At 42.2% G+C, this 15,120-nt stretch carries 17 protein-coding genes; 9 read left to right on the top strand and 8 right to left on the bottom strand.

All coding sequences use genetic code 11. The features are described 5' to 3' along the window. The first annotated feature begins 18 nt into the window (after positions 1-18). The 5 genes from LAY41_RS18945 to LAY41_RS18930 all read left to right on the top strand — a co-directional run bounded on the left by LAY41_RS18945 (position 19) and on the right by LAY41_RS18930 (position 1,105). Entirely contained in the window at positions 19-225 is a 207-nt protein-coding gene (locus LAY41_RS18945; RefSeq protein ID WP_249101446.1) for a type II toxin-antitoxin system HicB family antitoxin, read from the top strand. After that, positions 153-380 carry a type II toxin-antitoxin system HicA family toxin gene (locus tag LAY41_RS32985; protein ID WP_476726989.1) on the top strand — a complete coding sequence of 76 codons (228 nt, stop codon included), beginning with the start codon at positions 153-155 and terminating at the stop codon, positions 378-380. The genes LAY41_RS18945 and LAY41_RS32985 overlap by 73 nt, the downstream gene beginning before the upstream one ends. 80 nt (positions 381-460) lie before the next feature. Next, positions 461-658, top strand: coding sequence for a hypothetical protein (locus LAY41_RS18940; RefSeq protein ID WP_249101443.1), 198 nt, complete (start codon positions 461-463; stop codon positions 656-658). 40 nt (positions 659-698) lie between these two features. Further along, the gene (locus tag LAY41_RS18935) at positions 699-899 is read left to right on the top strand and encodes a type II toxin-antitoxin system HicB family antitoxin (protein ID WP_249101441.1); all 201 of its coding nucleotides are present in this window, start codon (positions 699-701) and stop codon (positions 897-899) included. Then, positions 896-1,105 carry a type II toxin-antitoxin system HicA family toxin gene (locus LAY41_RS18930; RefSeq protein WP_249101439.1) on the top strand — a complete coding sequence of 70 codons (210 nt, stop codon included), beginning with the start codon at positions 896-898 and terminating at the stop codon, positions 1,103-1,105. The genes LAY41_RS18935 and LAY41_RS18930 overlap by 4 nt, the downstream gene beginning before the upstream one ends. A 213-nt stretch (positions 1,106-1,318) precedes the next feature. Here the strand turns inward: LAY41_RS18930 and LAY41_RS18925 are convergent, their stop codons facing one another. The 5 genes from LAY41_RS18925 to LAY41_RS18905 all read right to left on the bottom strand — a co-directional run bounded on the left by LAY41_RS18925 (position 1,319) and on the right by LAY41_RS18905 (position 5,161). Next, a complete protein-coding gene (locus LAY41_RS18925; protein WP_249101436.1) occupies positions 1,319-1,795 on the bottom strand; it encodes a DUF29 domain-containing protein in 477 nt (158 codons plus the stop codon). 335 nt (positions 1,796-2,130) lie between these two features. After that, positions 2,131-2,625: a peptide-methionine (R)-S-oxide reductase MsrB gene (gene msrB / locus LAY41_RS18920; RefSeq protein WP_249101433.1), complete on the bottom strand. Its 495-nt coding sequence runs from the start codon at positions 2,623-2,625 to the stop codon at positions 2,131-2,133. A 30-nt stretch (positions 2,626-2,655) separates the two neighbouring features. Next, on the bottom strand, positions 2,656-3,006 hold the full coding sequence (locus LAY41_RS18915) for a cupin domain-containing protein (RefSeq protein ID WP_249101430.1): 351 nt from the start codon (positions 3,004-3,006) through the stop codon (positions 2,656-2,658). A gap of 205 nt (positions 3,007-3,211) precedes the next feature. Then, positions 3,212-4,099, bottom strand: coding sequence for an ABC transporter permease (locus LAY41_RS18910; RefSeq protein WP_249101427.1), 888 nt, complete (start codon positions 4,097-4,099; stop codon positions 3,212-3,214). Between the two features lie 42 nt (positions 4,100-4,141). Then, positions 4,142-5,161: an ABC transporter ATP-binding protein gene (locus tag LAY41_RS18905; RefSeq protein WP_249101425.1), complete on the bottom strand. Its 1,020-nt coding sequence runs from the start codon at positions 5,159-5,161 to the stop codon at positions 4,142-4,144. Positions 5,162-5,434: 273 nt separating this feature from the next. On the opposite strand from LAY41_RS18905, the gene LAY41_RS18900 reads away from it, so the two are divergent. Continuing rightward, the gene (locus LAY41_RS18900; protein WP_249101422.1) at positions 5,435-7,645 is read left to right on the top strand and encodes a two-partner secretion domain-containing protein; all 2,211 of its coding nucleotides are present in this window, start codon (positions 5,435-5,437) and stop codon (positions 7,643-7,645) included. 7 nt (positions 7,646-7,652) lie between these two features. On the opposite strand, the gene LAY41_RS18895 is transcribed toward LAY41_RS18900, so the two are convergent. Both LAY41_RS18895 and LAY41_RS18890 read right to left on the bottom strand, forming a co-directional pair. Beyond that, positions 7,653-8,225: an RES family NAD+ phosphorylase gene (locus tag LAY41_RS18895; RefSeq protein ID WP_249101419.1), complete on the bottom strand. Its 573-nt coding sequence runs from the start codon at positions 8,223-8,225 to the stop codon at positions 7,653-7,655. Positions 8,226-8,238: 13 nt separating this feature from the next. Further along, positions 8,239-8,475, bottom strand: coding sequence for an antitoxin Xre/MbcA/ParS toxin-binding domain-containing protein (locus LAY41_RS18890; protein ID WP_249101417.1), 237 nt, complete (start codon positions 8,473-8,475; stop codon positions 8,239-8,241). Positions 8,476-8,814: 339 nt separating this feature from the next. Here LAY41_RS18890 and LAY41_RS18885 point away from each other — a divergent pair, with 339 nt between their 5' ends. Genes LAY41_RS18885 through LAY41_RS18875 form a run of 3 tightly spaced genes read left to right on the top strand, consistent with a single transcriptional unit; the run spans position 8,815 to position 14,273 of the window. Continuing rightward, positions 8,815-12,381: a CHAT domain-containing protein gene (locus LAY41_RS18885; protein ID WP_249101415.1), complete on the top strand. Its 3,567-nt coding sequence runs from the start codon at positions 8,815-8,817 to the stop codon at positions 12,379-12,381. Then, on the top strand, positions 12,371-12,694 hold the full coding sequence (locus LAY41_RS18880) for a hypothetical protein (protein WP_249101412.1): 324 nt from the start codon (positions 12,371-12,373) through the stop codon (positions 12,692-12,694). The genes LAY41_RS18885 and LAY41_RS18880 overlap by 11 nt, the downstream gene beginning before the upstream one ends. A gap of 16 nt (positions 12,695-12,710) precedes the next feature. Beyond that, on the top strand, positions 12,711-14,273 hold the full coding sequence (locus LAY41_RS18875) for a hypothetical protein (RefSeq protein WP_249101408.1): 1,563 nt from the start codon (positions 12,711-12,713) through the stop codon (positions 14,271-14,273). A gap of 91 nt (positions 14,274-14,364) precedes the next feature. Here LAY41_RS18875 and LAY41_RS18870 read toward each other — a convergent pair whose 3' ends face one another. Beyond that, entirely contained in the window at positions 14,365-14,883 is a 519-nt protein-coding gene (locus LAY41_RS18870) for a hypothetical protein (protein ID WP_249101406.1), read from the bottom strand. Between the last annotated feature and the right edge of the window lie 237 nt (positions 14,884-15,120).

The raw sequence follows: 15,120 nt of genomic DNA, 5'->3' as shown, positions 1-15,120 counted from the left end.
TCATTCTTGCGAACAAAGATGAGGTTTAATGTAACAGTCGATCGAGATGAAGATGGAATGTGGATTGTGGAGTGTCCTAGTATACCAGGCTGTATCAGTCAAGGTCAGACCAAAGAAGAGGCACTAGAAAACATTAAAGATGCCATTTTTGCCTGTCTCCAAGTCCGTGCGGAACGAGGTTTCCCACTTACCGTAGAGACGCATCAGGTAGAGGTTATGGCGTAATTATATCTACCGCTTTTCCTATTCTCAGTGGTCGCGAAGTAGTTGGTGTGTTTGAAAAGTTTGGTTGGCAGGTTGCACGTCGAAGTGGGAGTCACATCATCTTGGTCAAGGAAGGCGAAACCGTAACGCTATCCGTTCCAGACATCGAGAGGTAGCTAAAGGAACTTTGCGTAGCCTTATTCGTACTGCTGGACTAACCGTAGGTGAATTTGTTGCAGCAAGATGAGGGTGAAAAATGCGATTCTCCTGCGGAAACGCTGCGCGTGAAGCGAAGCTATCGCGTATAGCGAATCGCACTTTGCTTTATTCACAGAAAGAGCGATCGATCGATCGGGAGGTAGGGATGCTTACTACAAAGCCGAGCCGTAGGCATCTCGCGCAATCTACAGCAAAGCGATCGCTCTTTTGGGCTAGCAAAGGCTCAGTCCGATAGTACGCTAAAATAAACCTCATGGCAGTGTAAGGAAAAGTCCATGAAAATTAAAGCAATTATCTGGCAGGAAGATGGCGTGTGGTGTGGTTCTGTACCAGCTTTGCCGGGATGTCACACTTGGGGAGAAACCTACGAACAATTATTAGAAATGCTCAAAGATGCGATTCAAGGGTGGCTGGAAGTTGCTAGTCAGCAGGAAGAGCTTGAACCTGAAAAACAATCGATCGAGCTATCATTATGAAATCTGTTTCTGGTAAAACACTTTGTAAAATTGTTGAACGGCATGGATGGACGTTAAAGCGGGTTACTGGTAGCCATCATATCTACGCAAAAGAAGGGATTAGTGTCATTCTTTCTATCCCTGTTCATAGCAATCGAGACTTACCAACTGGAACTTTAAAAAGCCTGCTGAAGGATGCCGATCTTTCAGAGGAAGATTTAGACTAACACCGATATGCCTACGGCACGCACTCGCGTAGCACCTCGTCACCTATTCATTTTCTCACCAGACATTCTTGAGATGAGGGGTGTAGATGCGATAATTAAATGACATCTTGTAGATTAGATAGCCAGATCTATGACTAAGTTGCTCGAACAAGCAATTGCCCGCTTGAAAACTCTACCTGCTAACGAACAGGATGCGATCGCGTTCTCTTGTAATTACTCTGGTATATAATCAGGATTGAGGATATCTAAGAGAGTAAATGCAGGTTCGCTTGGGAATATTTCTGCCTCTAATTCATATTTTCTTAAGAGATCTTTCCTAGCATTAAGATAACATTCGCTAAATAGCTCTGCTAACAATCCTCTGAGACTGGGACTATCTTCCAATAAATATTCAATTTTCCTTCTTTCTTCGACAATAGTTTGACGCCAACCCCTAGCATTATTAGCTTTTTCGGCTTGCCAATATTTAATTTTTAAAAGATGTTCTATTAAGGTTGTCAATCTAGTTTTTAATTCTTTTCTCTCGCTTTTCCCCATGCTTTCAATTTCTTCTATCAAACTATCGAAATCCACTAGATCTAGTTTTCTTTCTTTTAACAATTTAGCGGTCGTTTGCAACCACAAATAAAAATCTTGCTCGTAAAGTTTTGATGTATCAAAGATAGATTTTACCTGTAACTCTGGATTCATACTGCCTTAATGGAATTACCAATTATAGCTAGGGGCTAGGGGCTAGGGGCTAGGGAAGAAGAGTTTAGAATAAAGGGTTTTAGCAATTCAGAATGTCCTAACCGCCAAGGCGGTTTCTATAATTCTATGATATACAGATTCGTAATGTTAGTCAAAGAATCCAAGATATAAAACAGGGCTTTCAACCTAAAGGTGCGGCTACACGAACAAAAACAGTTAAATATTTCGGATGTTGTTGCGCTTGGCGCTATCTTAAAGCGCTGAAGCGCAACAACATACCTGAAAAGCAAAAAGGCTGGGGCTACACAAACAAAGCCTGCCGACCCAGGCTTATATCAGCTAGGAATAAATTCCAGGGATACACCGTTCATGCAGTAACGTTTGCCAGTTGGTTGAGGGCCATCGTTAAATACATGACCTAGATGTCCGCCGCAGCGATGACAATGCACTTCAACTCTGGTCGTAAAAAATGACTTGTCTACAGATGTGCCGATCGCGCCTTCAATTGGGGCAAAAAAGCTAGGCCAGCCAGTACCGCTATCGAATTTGGTTTCAGATGAAAAAAGTGGTAGATCGCACCCAGCGCAAACGTAAGTCCCCTTACCATATTGCTTATCAAGCGGACTGGTGTGAGCACGTTCCGTTCCATGTTTACGCAGTACATTAAATTGTTCTGGAGTCAAAATTGTGCGCCACTCTGACTCAGTTTTTGTGATTTCAGATTCATTATTTGCGGTTGCCATATCTGTTGAACTCCAAGGTAGATAGCGTGATAACAAGGCGGTGCCAAGCATTGCTGTACCACCCCATAAAAAATTGCGTTTATTCATAATCTAGCATTGAATTACTGACTGTGAAACTTAAGGCGATGCTTTAACGTAGCCAATTTTCGGTGCTGAGTAGATAGAAACGAATACAGCGTCTTCCGTTCCTTCATTAATGGCTCCGTGAACTTGACCTTGTTCCGCTAAAGCCAATTCACCAGGACTCAAAGTTCTATTCTCGCTATTACCCAAGTGGTAAGTCAAGTTACCTTGTAGCATCACCCATGTATCTTGTCCATCGGGGTGGAAATGAGCTTCAACTTTTTGTCCGGGTCGTACTCCCCAAACAGCAATGCTAGAGTTTTCATTGCTCACAATTTCAGTCACCACAGACCTTTTATCAGAAAAGCGAACGTGGGTATTGAGTGTGAAAATTCTTTCGTTCATAGCTTTGTTTGTTCCTTAAGTTGATTGTTGCTTAGTAAATCAGTTAAAAGATGATACTTCTCTAAATATTACAGGCTTGAAGCCTGAGATTTTAACTAAGGAATTCTTATGAATTTCTCAGCGAAATCTAATCTGCGAAATCTCTGATTTAACTAAGGTTGAGCCTCCCCCGTTATAGGGCAAACTTAACGGGGGAGGATGTCAATCAAGCAAAAGTTCGACGCAAGAGGGGTTGAATAGTTAAAAATGCTACCACATCAAGAACCAGTAGCACTAGCAGCGCCCCACCCAAGGTAACAGCACCCCAAGGAGCCTGCATTACCACGCTATTTAGCGCCCAATCACTGTTTAGATAGAGATAGCGAATTGGCTCGATCGCATAACTCAAAGGATTGAGAGTCGCGATCGTCTGTAACCACCTTGGCATAAAAGATAAAGGTGCGAGAGCGGTGCTGGCAAACAGCAAAGGCAGGTTGGTAACAAAAATTACCGCAATCAATTCAATGTGACCCGGTAATGCAAAAGCCAATCCCAAACTCAAAGCCGTTACGCCGAGAACCAGTAACAGGAGAATCAGCGAAATCAAACCCAAACCCAAAGGATCGGGCCAACCCGCACCCAGGAAAGCACTCGCCGCGATAATTGCTGACGTTTGAATCGCGCTGAGGGTAATTATGAATATAGCCGAAGCGAAGACGATCGAATACCGGGAAGCCAGGGGAGCAACCAGCAAACGATTGAGAAAGCCAAATTCGCGATCGAACATTATCGGCAAACCAGCATTCAGTGCGCCGCTAAACGCTGTAAAAACAATCACACCAGCGGCGAGAAATTGTCCGTAATTTACAGTATCGCCAAAAAGTCCTTTAGGCGCATTTTGAAACAGCGCCCCAAACAAAACCAACCAGATCAAAGGTTGAATAACCCCAGCAATTAAAGTTGAGGGACGCCGCTGTAATTGAATAAACAAACGACGAGTTAAAGCCAAAGTTTCTTGCACAAGTTCGCCAAAGAAACCCGGTGCAGGACTAACCTGCATTGCCTCTGGCTTCAAGCTAACATTTGGTTTAGAAGGAGTTACAGTACTGCTCATCTTTCTTTTTTCTCTTCGCGTCTTCGTTGTTCAAAAATTAACCTATTTCATATTCTGTTTGCGTTCCGCCTTGGGATCGCGACTTCCAGCCGCAGCAAGTTCCGCATCCATCAGCGTTCTACCCGTCGCGGCAAGATAGACATCATCCAAACTAGGCCGCGATTGTGCAATACCAAAAGTAGGTAATCCAGCCGCTTGTAGAGCTTGCTGAATGGTAATTAAGGCGTCGCTTTGAGGCGTGACTACCAAATTGAGCGAGTTCCCTTGAGCTACGTTAATAATCGCTTCTTGCACAAAAGGAAAAGATTTTAGCATATCTTTGGCTTTCTCTGCTTCTTCGAGCGGGCAAAACTCGCGGATGCGGAGGGTAATGCGATCGCCTCCCACCCTATCTTTCAACTCCGAAGGCGTACCAGCAGCAATTACCACACCTTTATCAATAATCGCCACTCTGTCAGCCAGCGCGTCAACTTCCTCTAGATAGTGGCTTGTCAGTAAAACAGTCGTCCCCGCATCCCGCAGCTGGCGCAAGATATCCCACATCACCACGCGACTTTCGATATCAAGTCCTACTGTTGGTTCATCCAAAACCAGCACATCTGGTTTATGCAGCAATCCCGCAGCCAAATCCAACCGCTTGCGGATACCACCAGAGTAAGTACCAGTTTTTTGATCGGCGTATTCCTGCAATCCTAGCGAACTTATCATTTTATCAATTCGCTCTTTGGCAAATTTGCCAGGTATGTGGTATAATGCCGCTTGCAGTTGCAGTAATTCCCTACCAGTCAGCACCTTATCGAGGGCAACTTCTTGGGCCACGTAGCCTAGCTTTTGCCGTGCTGCTTTGGGGTTGGCGATCGCGTTGATGCTAGATACTTCAATTTTGCCAGCATCGGGCGTCGCCAGGGTACAGATACATCTGATGGTTGTTGTTTTGCCAGCGCCATTTGGCCCAAGCAGACCAAAAATCTCTCCCGGTTCTACCTGAAAGGAAACATCTTTGACGGCTTCAACCTTACCGTAACGCTTTTGGAGTTTTTCGATTAAAACTGCGGGAGCCATAGCTGTCCCAAATTAACAAATCTAAACAATCTTTACTTTTATTGTAGCAGGGGAGCAGAGGAACAGAGGAGCGGGGGAGTGGGGGAATAAAAATGTTATTTTTTTGAACAAAAGCATAACAATTCCTCATAGCCGAAAATTATGGGAAAATCTCAATAATTTGAACAGAGTGTTTCTATAGTCTTTATGGATAATGGGTACATTGTTGCGCTTTAGCACTCTTTTAGCGCTAAAGCGCAACAACGTACCTTATCGTGTAAGTTTTGAAAAAATATGTCAGCGTTTACAAAGCAGCAAAAACTGTCAGATATTGCTAAAGCTAATCACCTATTTCCCTGCTTCATTTTTAATCTGGGGAAGGCGCGTACTATTTTATTTTTACTTTTGTATTTTGCCTTGTTAGTTCCAGAAGGTGAGGCGCAAATTGTGCCAGATGCCACCCTGCCGATAAATTCGATCGTTACGCCGCAGGGAAATACCAATATTATTGAGGGGGGAACTAGAGCAGGTGGCAATCTTTTCCACAGCTTTCGGGAATTTTCTGTCCCTACTGGCACCGAAGCATTTTTCAACAATGGGCTGGATATCCAAAATATATTTACAAGAGTAACAGGTAACTCGATTTCTAATATTGATGGATTAATTCGAGCTAATGGCACCGCTAACTTATTCCTGATTAATCCGAATGGGATTATTTTTGGCCTCAATGCAAGGCTAAACATCGGTGGATCGTTGTTTGCGAGTACAGCAAATAGTATCAAATTTAGCTCTAGCATAGAATTCAGCGCCACCAATCCCCAAACCGCACCCCTGCTGAGTGTCAACGTACCGATTGGTTTGCAATATAGCGGAAATCCTAGTGAAATTCGGGTACAGGGGAAAGGTCAGAACTTGGGAGCCCCTGGCGAAAGGGAAAGTTTCGATCGCTCTCTCAATCCCCTAGAAGTTCTGCCAGGAAATACAATAGCGATCGCAGGCGGCAATATTATCATCGATGGCGGCATTTTACAGGCGACCGATGGACAAATTGAGTTAGGCGGACTAGCAGGAGAGGGAAAGATAGGGCTAAATGGTGATGTAGAGACGTTTCATGAAACGTCTCTACAATTTCCCGAAGGAGTGCCGCGATCGAATGTATCGATCATCAATAAAAGTGCCATTAATGTGGTAGGGTCTGGTGGCAGTAGCATTACCATTAATGCTGCGAATATAGATATTTCGGGAGCAAGTCTCCTCAGTGGTGGGATAGCAAAAGGTTTGGGAACAGCCGATGCTCAAGGGGGAAACCTTTCTCTAAATGCCACCGAAACGATCGCAATCGCATCGAGCCGCATAGAAAACAATATTAATTCCAATGCCATTGGCAATAGCGGCGACATCAACATCACCGCCAAATCGATCGCATTCACTCAAGGCGCTGTAATGGATGTCAGCACATTTGGACAGGGGAGAGCGGGAAACGTAAAAATTGTGGCTAGCGATACCATCTCCTTTGATGGTGCGGAGAACAAAGAAGTCTCCACGGGAGCCGAAAGCACTGTGAATGAAGATGCTTTAGGAGATGGAGGCGACATCAACATTACTGCGCGATCGCTGTTTATAACCAATGGCGCTGTATTGACCAGCACCAGTAAGGGGACTGGTGCGGCAGGCAACATCGCAGTCGAGGCTGATGCCATCTTTTTGGGTAATCAGGCGCAAATCAGCACGGAAACTATCAAAGGTAATAATCCTTTAACGGAAGATCAGGCTAGTATCAGACTGCAAACTCAATCCTTGATCTTGCGCCAAAATAGTACGATCGCAACTAACGCACGAGGAAGCCAAATCGTTGGCGGCAATATCACTATCAACACCGATGTGCTTGCTGCTTTGGAAAATAGCGATATCAGTGCCAATTCTCTCAACGATCGAGGTGGTACGATCGCCATCAATACCCAAGGCATCTTCGGCGCTCAGTCACTTACTAGAGAAGAACTGCAAATTCTACTGAACACTAACGATACTAACCTCTTAGATCCCAAACTGCTGTCTAGTAGCGATATCACAGCAACAGGTGCGGATTCTTCTTTAAGCGGTACGGTAACTATCAACACCCCCAATGTCAATCCCAGTTCTGGCTTAGTGGATTTGCCAGACAATCTGGTTGATGCTACCAGGCTAGTTGTTTCTGCTTGTCGTCCTAACTCAGAAGAACAAAGCCGACTTGCGATCGTAGGTAGAGGTGGTTTGCCACCAGGCCCGATCGAACCAATCAGCGGTAACGCCACATGGATCGATTTAAGAACAAGTTTAGCAGAGGGGCAGAGGAGCAGAGGGGCAGAGGGGCAGAGGGGCAGAGGGGAAACCTCTGCCAGCACTGAGATTGTAGAAGCGCAAGGATGGGTAATTAACTCTAAAGGGGAAGTGAAACTGGTAGCACAAGCGCCAATTGTCACACCCTACAGTTCCGGAATCGCACAACCGGAGTGTCATGCACCGTGAACGTCGTTCAAGGCAGTTGTGCATTAATTGTGCCAGAGTCGTCGTATACGCGCAAAGAGCTATTTGCAGAAAGTCGATCGGGAAATACTATTAAATTGTGAGTATTTGGGTCACGCGCTGAAGGCACTTTCAAAGCTTCAATTGTCTGTAAATTGTAAGCAGCTTCTCCAAGCATTTGAGAAGGAGCGATTTGACCCAGTGCATTCATCAGCCGCCAATTTCCAGTGAGTTCTTGTAAATTTGTTCCTAATGCCTGTTGGTTATCAAAATTAGTGATATCTATAACAGCGTTCAATTGATAGTAAATAGAAAGTACAATCAGAGGTGATTTCGGAATAGACCTGAGTTTTAACCCGGTTTTAAACAAAGCTTCTACCTCTAGCAAGGCGGTTACGGATTCTTCGGTAAGGTAAAGTGCTTGAAATGCTTGAGGTGGATTATACCTGCCGCCCAGGACAGAGCCAATCGAGGATAAAGCGGTATCGAGATATCTTACGAAGATAACACGAAATGCTAATCCTGTCAGAGATGAAGTAGGCAGTGCAGCCACAGCTGCGATTAATTCATTATTAGTCAACACTTTAAGATCATCCTTACCCAATAAGGCAATGTTCCATCGCCCAGGCTAGGGACTCGACAACCTCTATCTTGCCTGTATCTATGAAAAACTGAGGTGTAAGACCTCCCAAGTCAGGATGAGGTGAGTTTAGCCAGATATTAACATACTCCATTGAGCCTCCCATTAACCGACGTAACTGGTCAATTACTTGCTCGTATCTGGCTGTTTCGTCTTGGATAGGTGGTGATTCGGGAGTCTTTGTGGGATTCATAGGGAAACCTGGTTGAATTTATCTAGTTTAGCACAATTCAGTATATTCACTAAATCGGAATGCACCCAGAAAATGTATTACAGCTTGACTGATAGGGGTTAACGGAGTCCGGGACTTGAGGAACTTTATCGATTTCAATATAGATATCGATTTCTTCATTATCTATTTGACTCTTGACAAAACCCAACGCTTGGGTTAATAATATAAAGTAAGCTATTACAAAAAGCTACTTCATTACAGCGGTTCCCGCTGTAATGAAGTAGCTTTTTAAGTAGGTCGGCGTAATTGCGGAGTTTGCAGTTATACTCAATCAGGATGAGTTTTGAAGGTCACACGCTAATGGATGAAAATCGTATCCAAGATTATCTGCAATTGATTAACGCGCTGCTGACTTGCTCTAGCGGTCAGGAAAATAGCTTATTGCAAAATAATCGAGAATTGCTAGACGAGACATTAGTGCAGATCATGAGGTTGGTGGCTGACCAAAAGCAGCAAGCAGGACAACAAAATACTGCAATATTTTTACTAGATTGGGCAGAGTATTTGGAAAAATCATTCAGAGAAACTTATTGGGAGCTAGTTGAAATGCTACTACCCTATTCTAGTATCAATCAAGTGCAGGGTATTTTAGATGCTAACCCTAATTTACTGAGTGCAGGGTTAATAAAAACTCTGGAGCAAGCAGCAGAAGCCTTATCAGATAGAGGTGAGCGAAACAAGGCTAATTTCTTGATTGATATTGCCTCTCAAATAGCCAAAAACCTGGGATTGCCTGAACCTTCTCCACCTTCTTTTAAAGTTGATATTTTCTTTTTTTATGAATTATTTTCATTGGTAGCAGAGAGTAATGCCGACCAGGAAATCATACATAGATTTCTGAAAACTAAATTGCATTTGCTACATGAGGTATTTCCTAGTGTACTAGAAGAATGGGCATCTGAAAGGTTCTTAGAACTTAAGCGAGATGAAGCAAAAGACGTAGCTATAGACATTCATAAGTTTAGTTTATTAATTTCACGTTTTCCATTAGGAAATCGAGCTACGAATTTAGAAATTGCCATCACAGGTTATAAAGCAGTTGATAATGTTTTTACCATTGAAGCATATCCAAAAAGCTATGCAATCAACCAAATTAGTTTAGGTGATGTTTATGTTGCTCGTAAGGAAGGAAAATGCTTAGAAGATTTAAAATTAGCAATTGAATGTTTCTCCAACGCTCTAAATGTATTTACTTACGAAGCCGATCCAAAAGCATGGGCAAGCCTACAATATAGACTTGGCATGGTTTATGTTTATCCTGTTTGGGGAGATAAGCAGGCAGAGAGCTTGGAAAAGGCAATTGATTATTTTAAGGCTGCCTTAGAGGTACAGAATTGTGAAGATACCCCGACAGACTGGGCAGAAACCAAAAGTATGTTGGGGCTTGCTTATGCAGATTATGCAGATTATGTTGGACAAACTAGAAGCGATTATTTAGAAAAGGCAATTCAGTGTTATTTAGATGCTCTAAATGTACATACTCAGAATGATTACCCTGAAGATTGGGCTTGGATTAAAAAACATTTAGGTGGTGTTTATATCGATCGTATTGACGGGGAACGTGCAGAGAATATAGAGGCAGCAATCAATTGCTACTTAGATGCGCTGAAAGTACGAACTAAGGAAGCCAATCCCGACAAATGGGCTAAAACTCAAATAAATCTGGGTACTGCCTATCGGGATCGTATTCGAGATTCTAGAGTCGAAAATTTACAAAAATCAATCAGTTGTTTTTTAGATGCTTTAGACGTTTATACTCAAGAAAATTCACCTGAAGATTGGTCGATTATTCAACACAATCTGGGCAATACTTGCCTTGCTTTTGCTCAGTACGAACCAAGTATACTTGAATTTATCGTAACGCAGGAAGAGCGGACAAAAAAGTTAGAACAGGCAATAAAGGGCTTTTTAGCTGCTTCACAAGAGTACATCCGCTTAGGCTATTATAAGAGTCAAAGATGGGCTATGCTCCAAAACAGTCTGGGGAATGCTTATGTTTACCGTAGCAAAAATATAGAGAACATTGAGACAAATTTAAAGGATTTAGAAGCAGCTATTAGTTATTTCTTAGATGCGTTGGATGTGTTTAAAACTTCAACATTTCCTAATAACTGGGCTAATATTCAAAATAGTTTAGGTGGTGCTTATGCCCAGCGTAGTCATATAAGCCAAACTACAAAAAATGAAGATATAAAAGCAGCAATTAGCCATTTTTTAAATGCCTTGACTATACACACCCGTGATGATTTTCCTCAATACTATGCCGAAACTCAGAAAAACCTAGCAAATGTTTATTACGGTGCTGAACGATACCAAGATGCCTATAATGCTTACAAGGAAGCCATCGATACTGCGGAATCCTTACGGACTAAAATTATCTCTGGTTCCCAATCAGAAGAAGATAAAAAGAAACTAGCTGAAGAATGGAAATCCGCCTATCAGAGTATGGTTGCAACTTGCCTAAAACTAGAGCATAGTAACCAAGATATCAAGTATAGAAACGAAGCGATAGAATATGTCGAACGCAGTAAAGCCCGTAATATTACAGAACTAATACATCAGCATTCCAGTTCTATTGAGCAATTATCACCTATTAGTTTTGATCGAATTAAAGCTTTGCTAGATGAGAAGAAATCTATTGTTGAGTGGTATTTTGCGGGTGGAGAAATACTCGTTTTCATTATTACTAATAAATGCAAAACACCTATTATTTGTAAATTACCTTTCGATATATCTTTGGCAGAATTGACAACAGATTGGAGTTCTGTAAATTTTTTCCGAACTATAGATGATAAACTTAAATGGCGCAGCGATCTCGTCTCTCGCCTACAAACTCTAGCTCAGGAGTTGCATATTGATGAAATCTTATCACAAATTCCCCCAAGTATTGATAAACTCATCCTTATCCCTAATTTATTTTTGCATCTATTCCCCCTTCATGCTTTACCAATCAGTCAGGAAACTTGGAGGCGATTCAACCCAGAAACTGAGTCTCCTGAACCCACCAACCCCTGTTTGCTAGATTGCTTCAAGCAAGGTGTCAGCTACGCCCCCAGTTGTCAACTACTACAACAGGCAAAAAAACGAGAGCGAACTAATTTCAATAATTTTATTGCTATACAAGACCCCACAGGCGATCTCCCCTATACCAATATCGAAGTAGAGGCAATCAGTCACTATTTTACATCTAAAAATATTCTTGCTCGACAAGAAGCAACTAAAACCGCCCTATACAACTACCAACTTGATACTGCCCATTGTGTCCATTTTAGTTGTCACGGCTACTTCAACTTCTGGAAGCCCCTCAATTCTGCCATAATCCTAGCAGATAGCCAAATTTCCCCACCCATACCGGAGGAAGATTCATCTCGCTACCTACGTCTATCAGAAAGTGAAATCCTCGATCTCAGAAAATGCCTCACTCTTGATGACGTATCTACCTTAGACCTACGAGAATGTCGTCTTGTTGTTCTCTCTGCGTGCGAAACTGCCGTCAGTGATAATACCAGCATCAGCGATGAATACATCAGCCTCACCAGTGGCTTCCTAGTGGCAGGGAGTTCCAGTGTAGTTGCGACGCTTTGGGCCGTCGATGACATATCTACCGCCTTGTTGATGATAAAATTTTATCAGAACTTGCAGCAGAGATTATCGGTGGGATTGGCACTCAATTCTGCTCAAATTTGGCTGCGGGATGTCACTGGTGATAAATTAAAAGAATGGACAAATGATTTACAATTAGACGAAAATCTAAATAAACAAATTCAGCAACGTCTTGGCTGGATTGACCCTGACGAAAAACAGTTTCAAAACCCTGTATTTTGGGCAGCATTTTGCGCTATTGGACGTAACATTTATGATTTCTGACCCTTTGCTTCTCCAACTACCCACCCTCTTAGAAACGGCTCAACCCGGACTGTTTTCAATCGAGGACTTACGAGACTTAGATCGGACTCTAGAATCTCTCGAAAATGACCCTTCAGCCAATGCTGACGACATTCTGAGAAACTGGTGCATGGCACGGCGCTCGATTCGAGATGAACTGATAATAAAATCGTCTGACAGAAAAGAAGTCGGTCAAGGTAAGCCATCCGACTCTGAGCAATCATCTCGGACTAAGAATTTCTTTCAAGAGTTGCGCCAGCAAGTGCAGGATAAACTCAAGAACCAATCTAAGTAATTGAGATCGAAGCATAATGACCTCTAAAGTTTATGCCCCTAACGTTCATTTATTTGCTTTTCATCTAAAAAAGCGTCATTCAACTGATTCAACTACACCGCCCAATGAGCAAAATTTACTATGGGAAAAGTGCAACGACATTCTCTCTAATAAATTTGGAGTTACCAAACTGCTAGTTATTGAAGAACAAGAAGGTTATCGAGTTGATTTGTACAAAGATAAAACAGAAGATGATGTGCATTTCCACTTTGAGGGTAAAGTTTACCCTCCCGATACTCCTCCATTAGCAATTACAGGCATAGCTTGTCCAGTCCGCATACACGATACATTTACCTTAGCCTTAAATCTTCGCCGCCCAGAAGAAGAAAATGATAAAAAAACAAAACCTGTTCCTCTAAACTTTCTCAAACTCTTAAACCCAGATGGCTGTTTGATGCCTGAAAAAATTGGTAGTTCTCTGGGTCAAACTTTGCTTTTAACTGTTTGGTACACCGAAGAAAAACAGTGGCTTCCCTGGAAATTACCGCAAAATCGGCAGGAATTAAGAAAACTAGCCGATGACTGTTTGAAAGAGTTCATTCCTAAGAAAATTAATTTACCTCAATTTTACCAGGAAGGAGAATTATTTGGAAGCCCTATTTTTGAATATCGAAACCCCGTTGAAACTGAAAACTACTGTCATATTTTAGTTTGGGTATACTGCAAACCAGAGACAAGTGACAAATTTGTAGACAACTATTCAAACTTTATCAATTTATTTTGCTATCGTAACAAAGCGATCGGCGCTTACCAACGAAGCCAGAAAATTGAGCGGTTAGTTGCTGAAGAATATCTAAAAATAGACCCCTATATAGATAAGATATTTGAACAAATGCCCGTAGGTAAAACGCTAAATGAAGCAGAATTAAACCAATTTAAAGAATACCTTAAAGATATTCCCCAAAAGCATCTAGAATACTCTAGAGACATTAGAGATTTAGATATTTATCGGCTGAATGTTGAGCATAATGCCCAAAACTATCAGCGAGAAACAAGGGATATAAAGAGCAAATTACCAGCCGATGACCTCAGTTTTATAGAAAGCTTTTTAGAGTCAGATTGCCGACTATTTAGCGAACAGATTCAAGCAGATTTAGGCTATTTTAGACATGGATCGGACTTGCTAGAAAAAGCCCTAAATGCTATCCGAGGACGGGTGGAGATCGAGCAGGCAGAACGCGATCGCAACCTGCAAAACACCATCCAAGCAGTAGGCTTTGGTATAGGCGCGGCAGGAGTTGTAGCAACTAGCGCCCCGTACTGGATTAAGCAGGAACCGGGAGTAATAGGCATTAATAAGCCATTGAGTTTTAACTCCCTGCCTACCTTCATATTAATTATTTTTCTCAGTTTGGGCGCAGGCTTACTAACCTGGCAAGTTGCTAGTAATTTAATAAACCGGAAACGCATTAATAAAAAAGTGAAGCTGCAAGGCGGCTCAACCCAAAATCAAGCTACCTTAACAGCCGGAAAAAGTGCTGATATGTCATCTCTTCCCCAGCAGCAAGAAAAAGAGCGATCGCATAATATTGCCGAATGATTGATATCTAAACATGAATACAGTATTTGGTTCACCATCGGACTATCAAAATGAAGAATTAGTTGATATGACTAATTGGGTGAAACATCCTCTACCGTCTCCCTTCCTTCCAATCTTCCCCACCCGGTAATTGCGCTAAGTAATTAGGAATCATGTCAGGTAATTCCCTAGCTGAATGAACGTAAATTAAACCCAGCAACGTCTTTGTATTATTTATAACTTTAGTTCTCTCCACTAATTCTGATAGTTGATTTGGACTTAATTCACCATTAAATACTTCTACGCTAGCCGCAATAATTGCAGCCTTTAATGACTCTTCAATTATTTCATCCCATTCATCTGCTTTGAGATAGTAAGAAGTTTTATTCTCTTTCGTATTCAATCGCTTAATTCGGATGATAGAATCTGCAATTGAGGCTGCCCGATAATTAGTTAATCGCTGATCAACTTGATTTTTAATTAAGTGCATCATCATCCTGTCTAAAAAGGATTGAATATTAGCCAATATTGACTGTTTACTCATTCCCTCTAGATCATCCACGATTGCCAAAGCATCAACGTAGCGTCCCTCCAAGATGCTTGTTCTTAAGTCGATTAATTCTTGACTCATATAGCTAGGGACTAGGGGCTAGGGGCTAGGCTTCGACGTGAGCGCTCAGCCGAACGGGACTAGGGAAGAAGTGTTTATAATCAAGGGCTTCGCCGTGAGCGCGGAAGTTGAGCTTTGTCGAAACTCAGCCGAACGGTTTCAGGAATTCAGAATGTCTTAACCGCCAAGGCGGTTGCTATATATTTTACCTTCACCAGGCATATTTTATCTTTGTAGGCATAGAAACCCGGTTTCTTT

Source organism: Argonema galeatum A003/A1 (assembly GCF_023333595.1).
GTDB classification, from domain to species: Bacteria; Cyanobacteriota; Cyanobacteriia; order Cyanobacteriales; family Aerosakkonemataceae; genus Argonema; species Argonema galeatum.
Note: the sequence above shows the minus strand (reverse complement) of the source record. Positions and strands in the feature narration are given on the sequence as shown.

Excerpts from the sequence above, each read along its gene's own strand:
- LAY41_RS18945 (WP_249101446.1), top strand. The coding sequence starts at position 19 with ATGAGGTTTAATGTAACAGTCGATCGAGATGAAGATGGAATGTGGATT.
- LAY41_RS18940 (WP_249101443.1), top strand. The coding sequence starts at position 461 with ATGCGATTCTCCTGCGGAAACGCTGCGCGTGAAGCGAAGCTATCGCGT.
- LAY41_RS18935 (WP_249101441.1), top strand. The coding sequence starts at position 699 with ATGAAAATTAAAGCAATTATCTGGCAGGAAGATGGCGTGTGGTGTGGT.
- LAY41_RS18930 (WP_249101439.1), top strand. The coding sequence starts at position 896 with ATGAAATCTGTTTCTGGTAAAACACTTTGTAAAATTGTTGAACGGCAT.
- LAY41_RS18925 (WP_249101436.1), bottom strand. The coding sequence starts at position 1,795 with ATGAATCCAGAGTTACAGGTAAAATCTATCTTTGATACATCAAAACTT.
- msrB (WP_249101433.1), bottom strand. The coding sequence starts at position 2,625 with ATGAATAAACGCAATTTTTTATGGGGTGGTACAGCAATGCTTGGCACC.
- LAY41_RS18915 (WP_249101430.1), bottom strand. The coding sequence starts at position 3,006 with ATGAACGAAAGAATTTTCACACTCAATACCCACGTTCGCTTTTCTGAT.
- LAY41_RS18910 (WP_249101427.1), bottom strand. The coding sequence starts at position 4,099 with ATGAGCAGTACTGTAACTCCTTCTAAACCAAATGTTAGCTTGAAGCCA.
- LAY41_RS18905 (WP_249101425.1), bottom strand. The coding sequence starts at position 5,161 with ATGGCTCCCGCAGTTTTAATCGAAAAACTCCAAAAGCGTTACGGTAAG.
- LAY41_RS18900 (WP_249101422.1), top strand. The coding sequence starts at position 5,435 with ATGTCAGCGTTTACAAAGCAGCAAAAACTGTCAGATATTGCTAAAGCT.
- LAY41_RS18890 (WP_249101417.1), bottom strand. The coding sequence starts at position 8,475 with ATGAATCCCACAAAGACTCCCGAATCACCACCTATCCAAGACGAAACA.
- LAY41_RS18885 (WP_249101415.1), top strand. The coding sequence starts at position 8,815 with ATGGATGAAAATCGTATCCAAGATTATCTGCAATTGATTAACGCGCTG.
- LAY41_RS18880 (WP_249101412.1), top strand. The coding sequence starts at position 12,371 with ATGATTTCTGACCCTTTGCTTCTCCAACTACCCACCCTCTTAGAAACG.
- LAY41_RS18875 (WP_249101408.1), top strand. The coding sequence starts at position 12,711 with ATGACCTCTAAAGTTTATGCCCCTAACGTTCATTTATTTGCTTTTCAT.
- LAY41_RS18870 (WP_249101406.1), bottom strand. The coding sequence starts at position 14,883 with ATGAGTCAAGAATTAATCGACTTAAGAACAAGCATCTTGGAGGGACGC.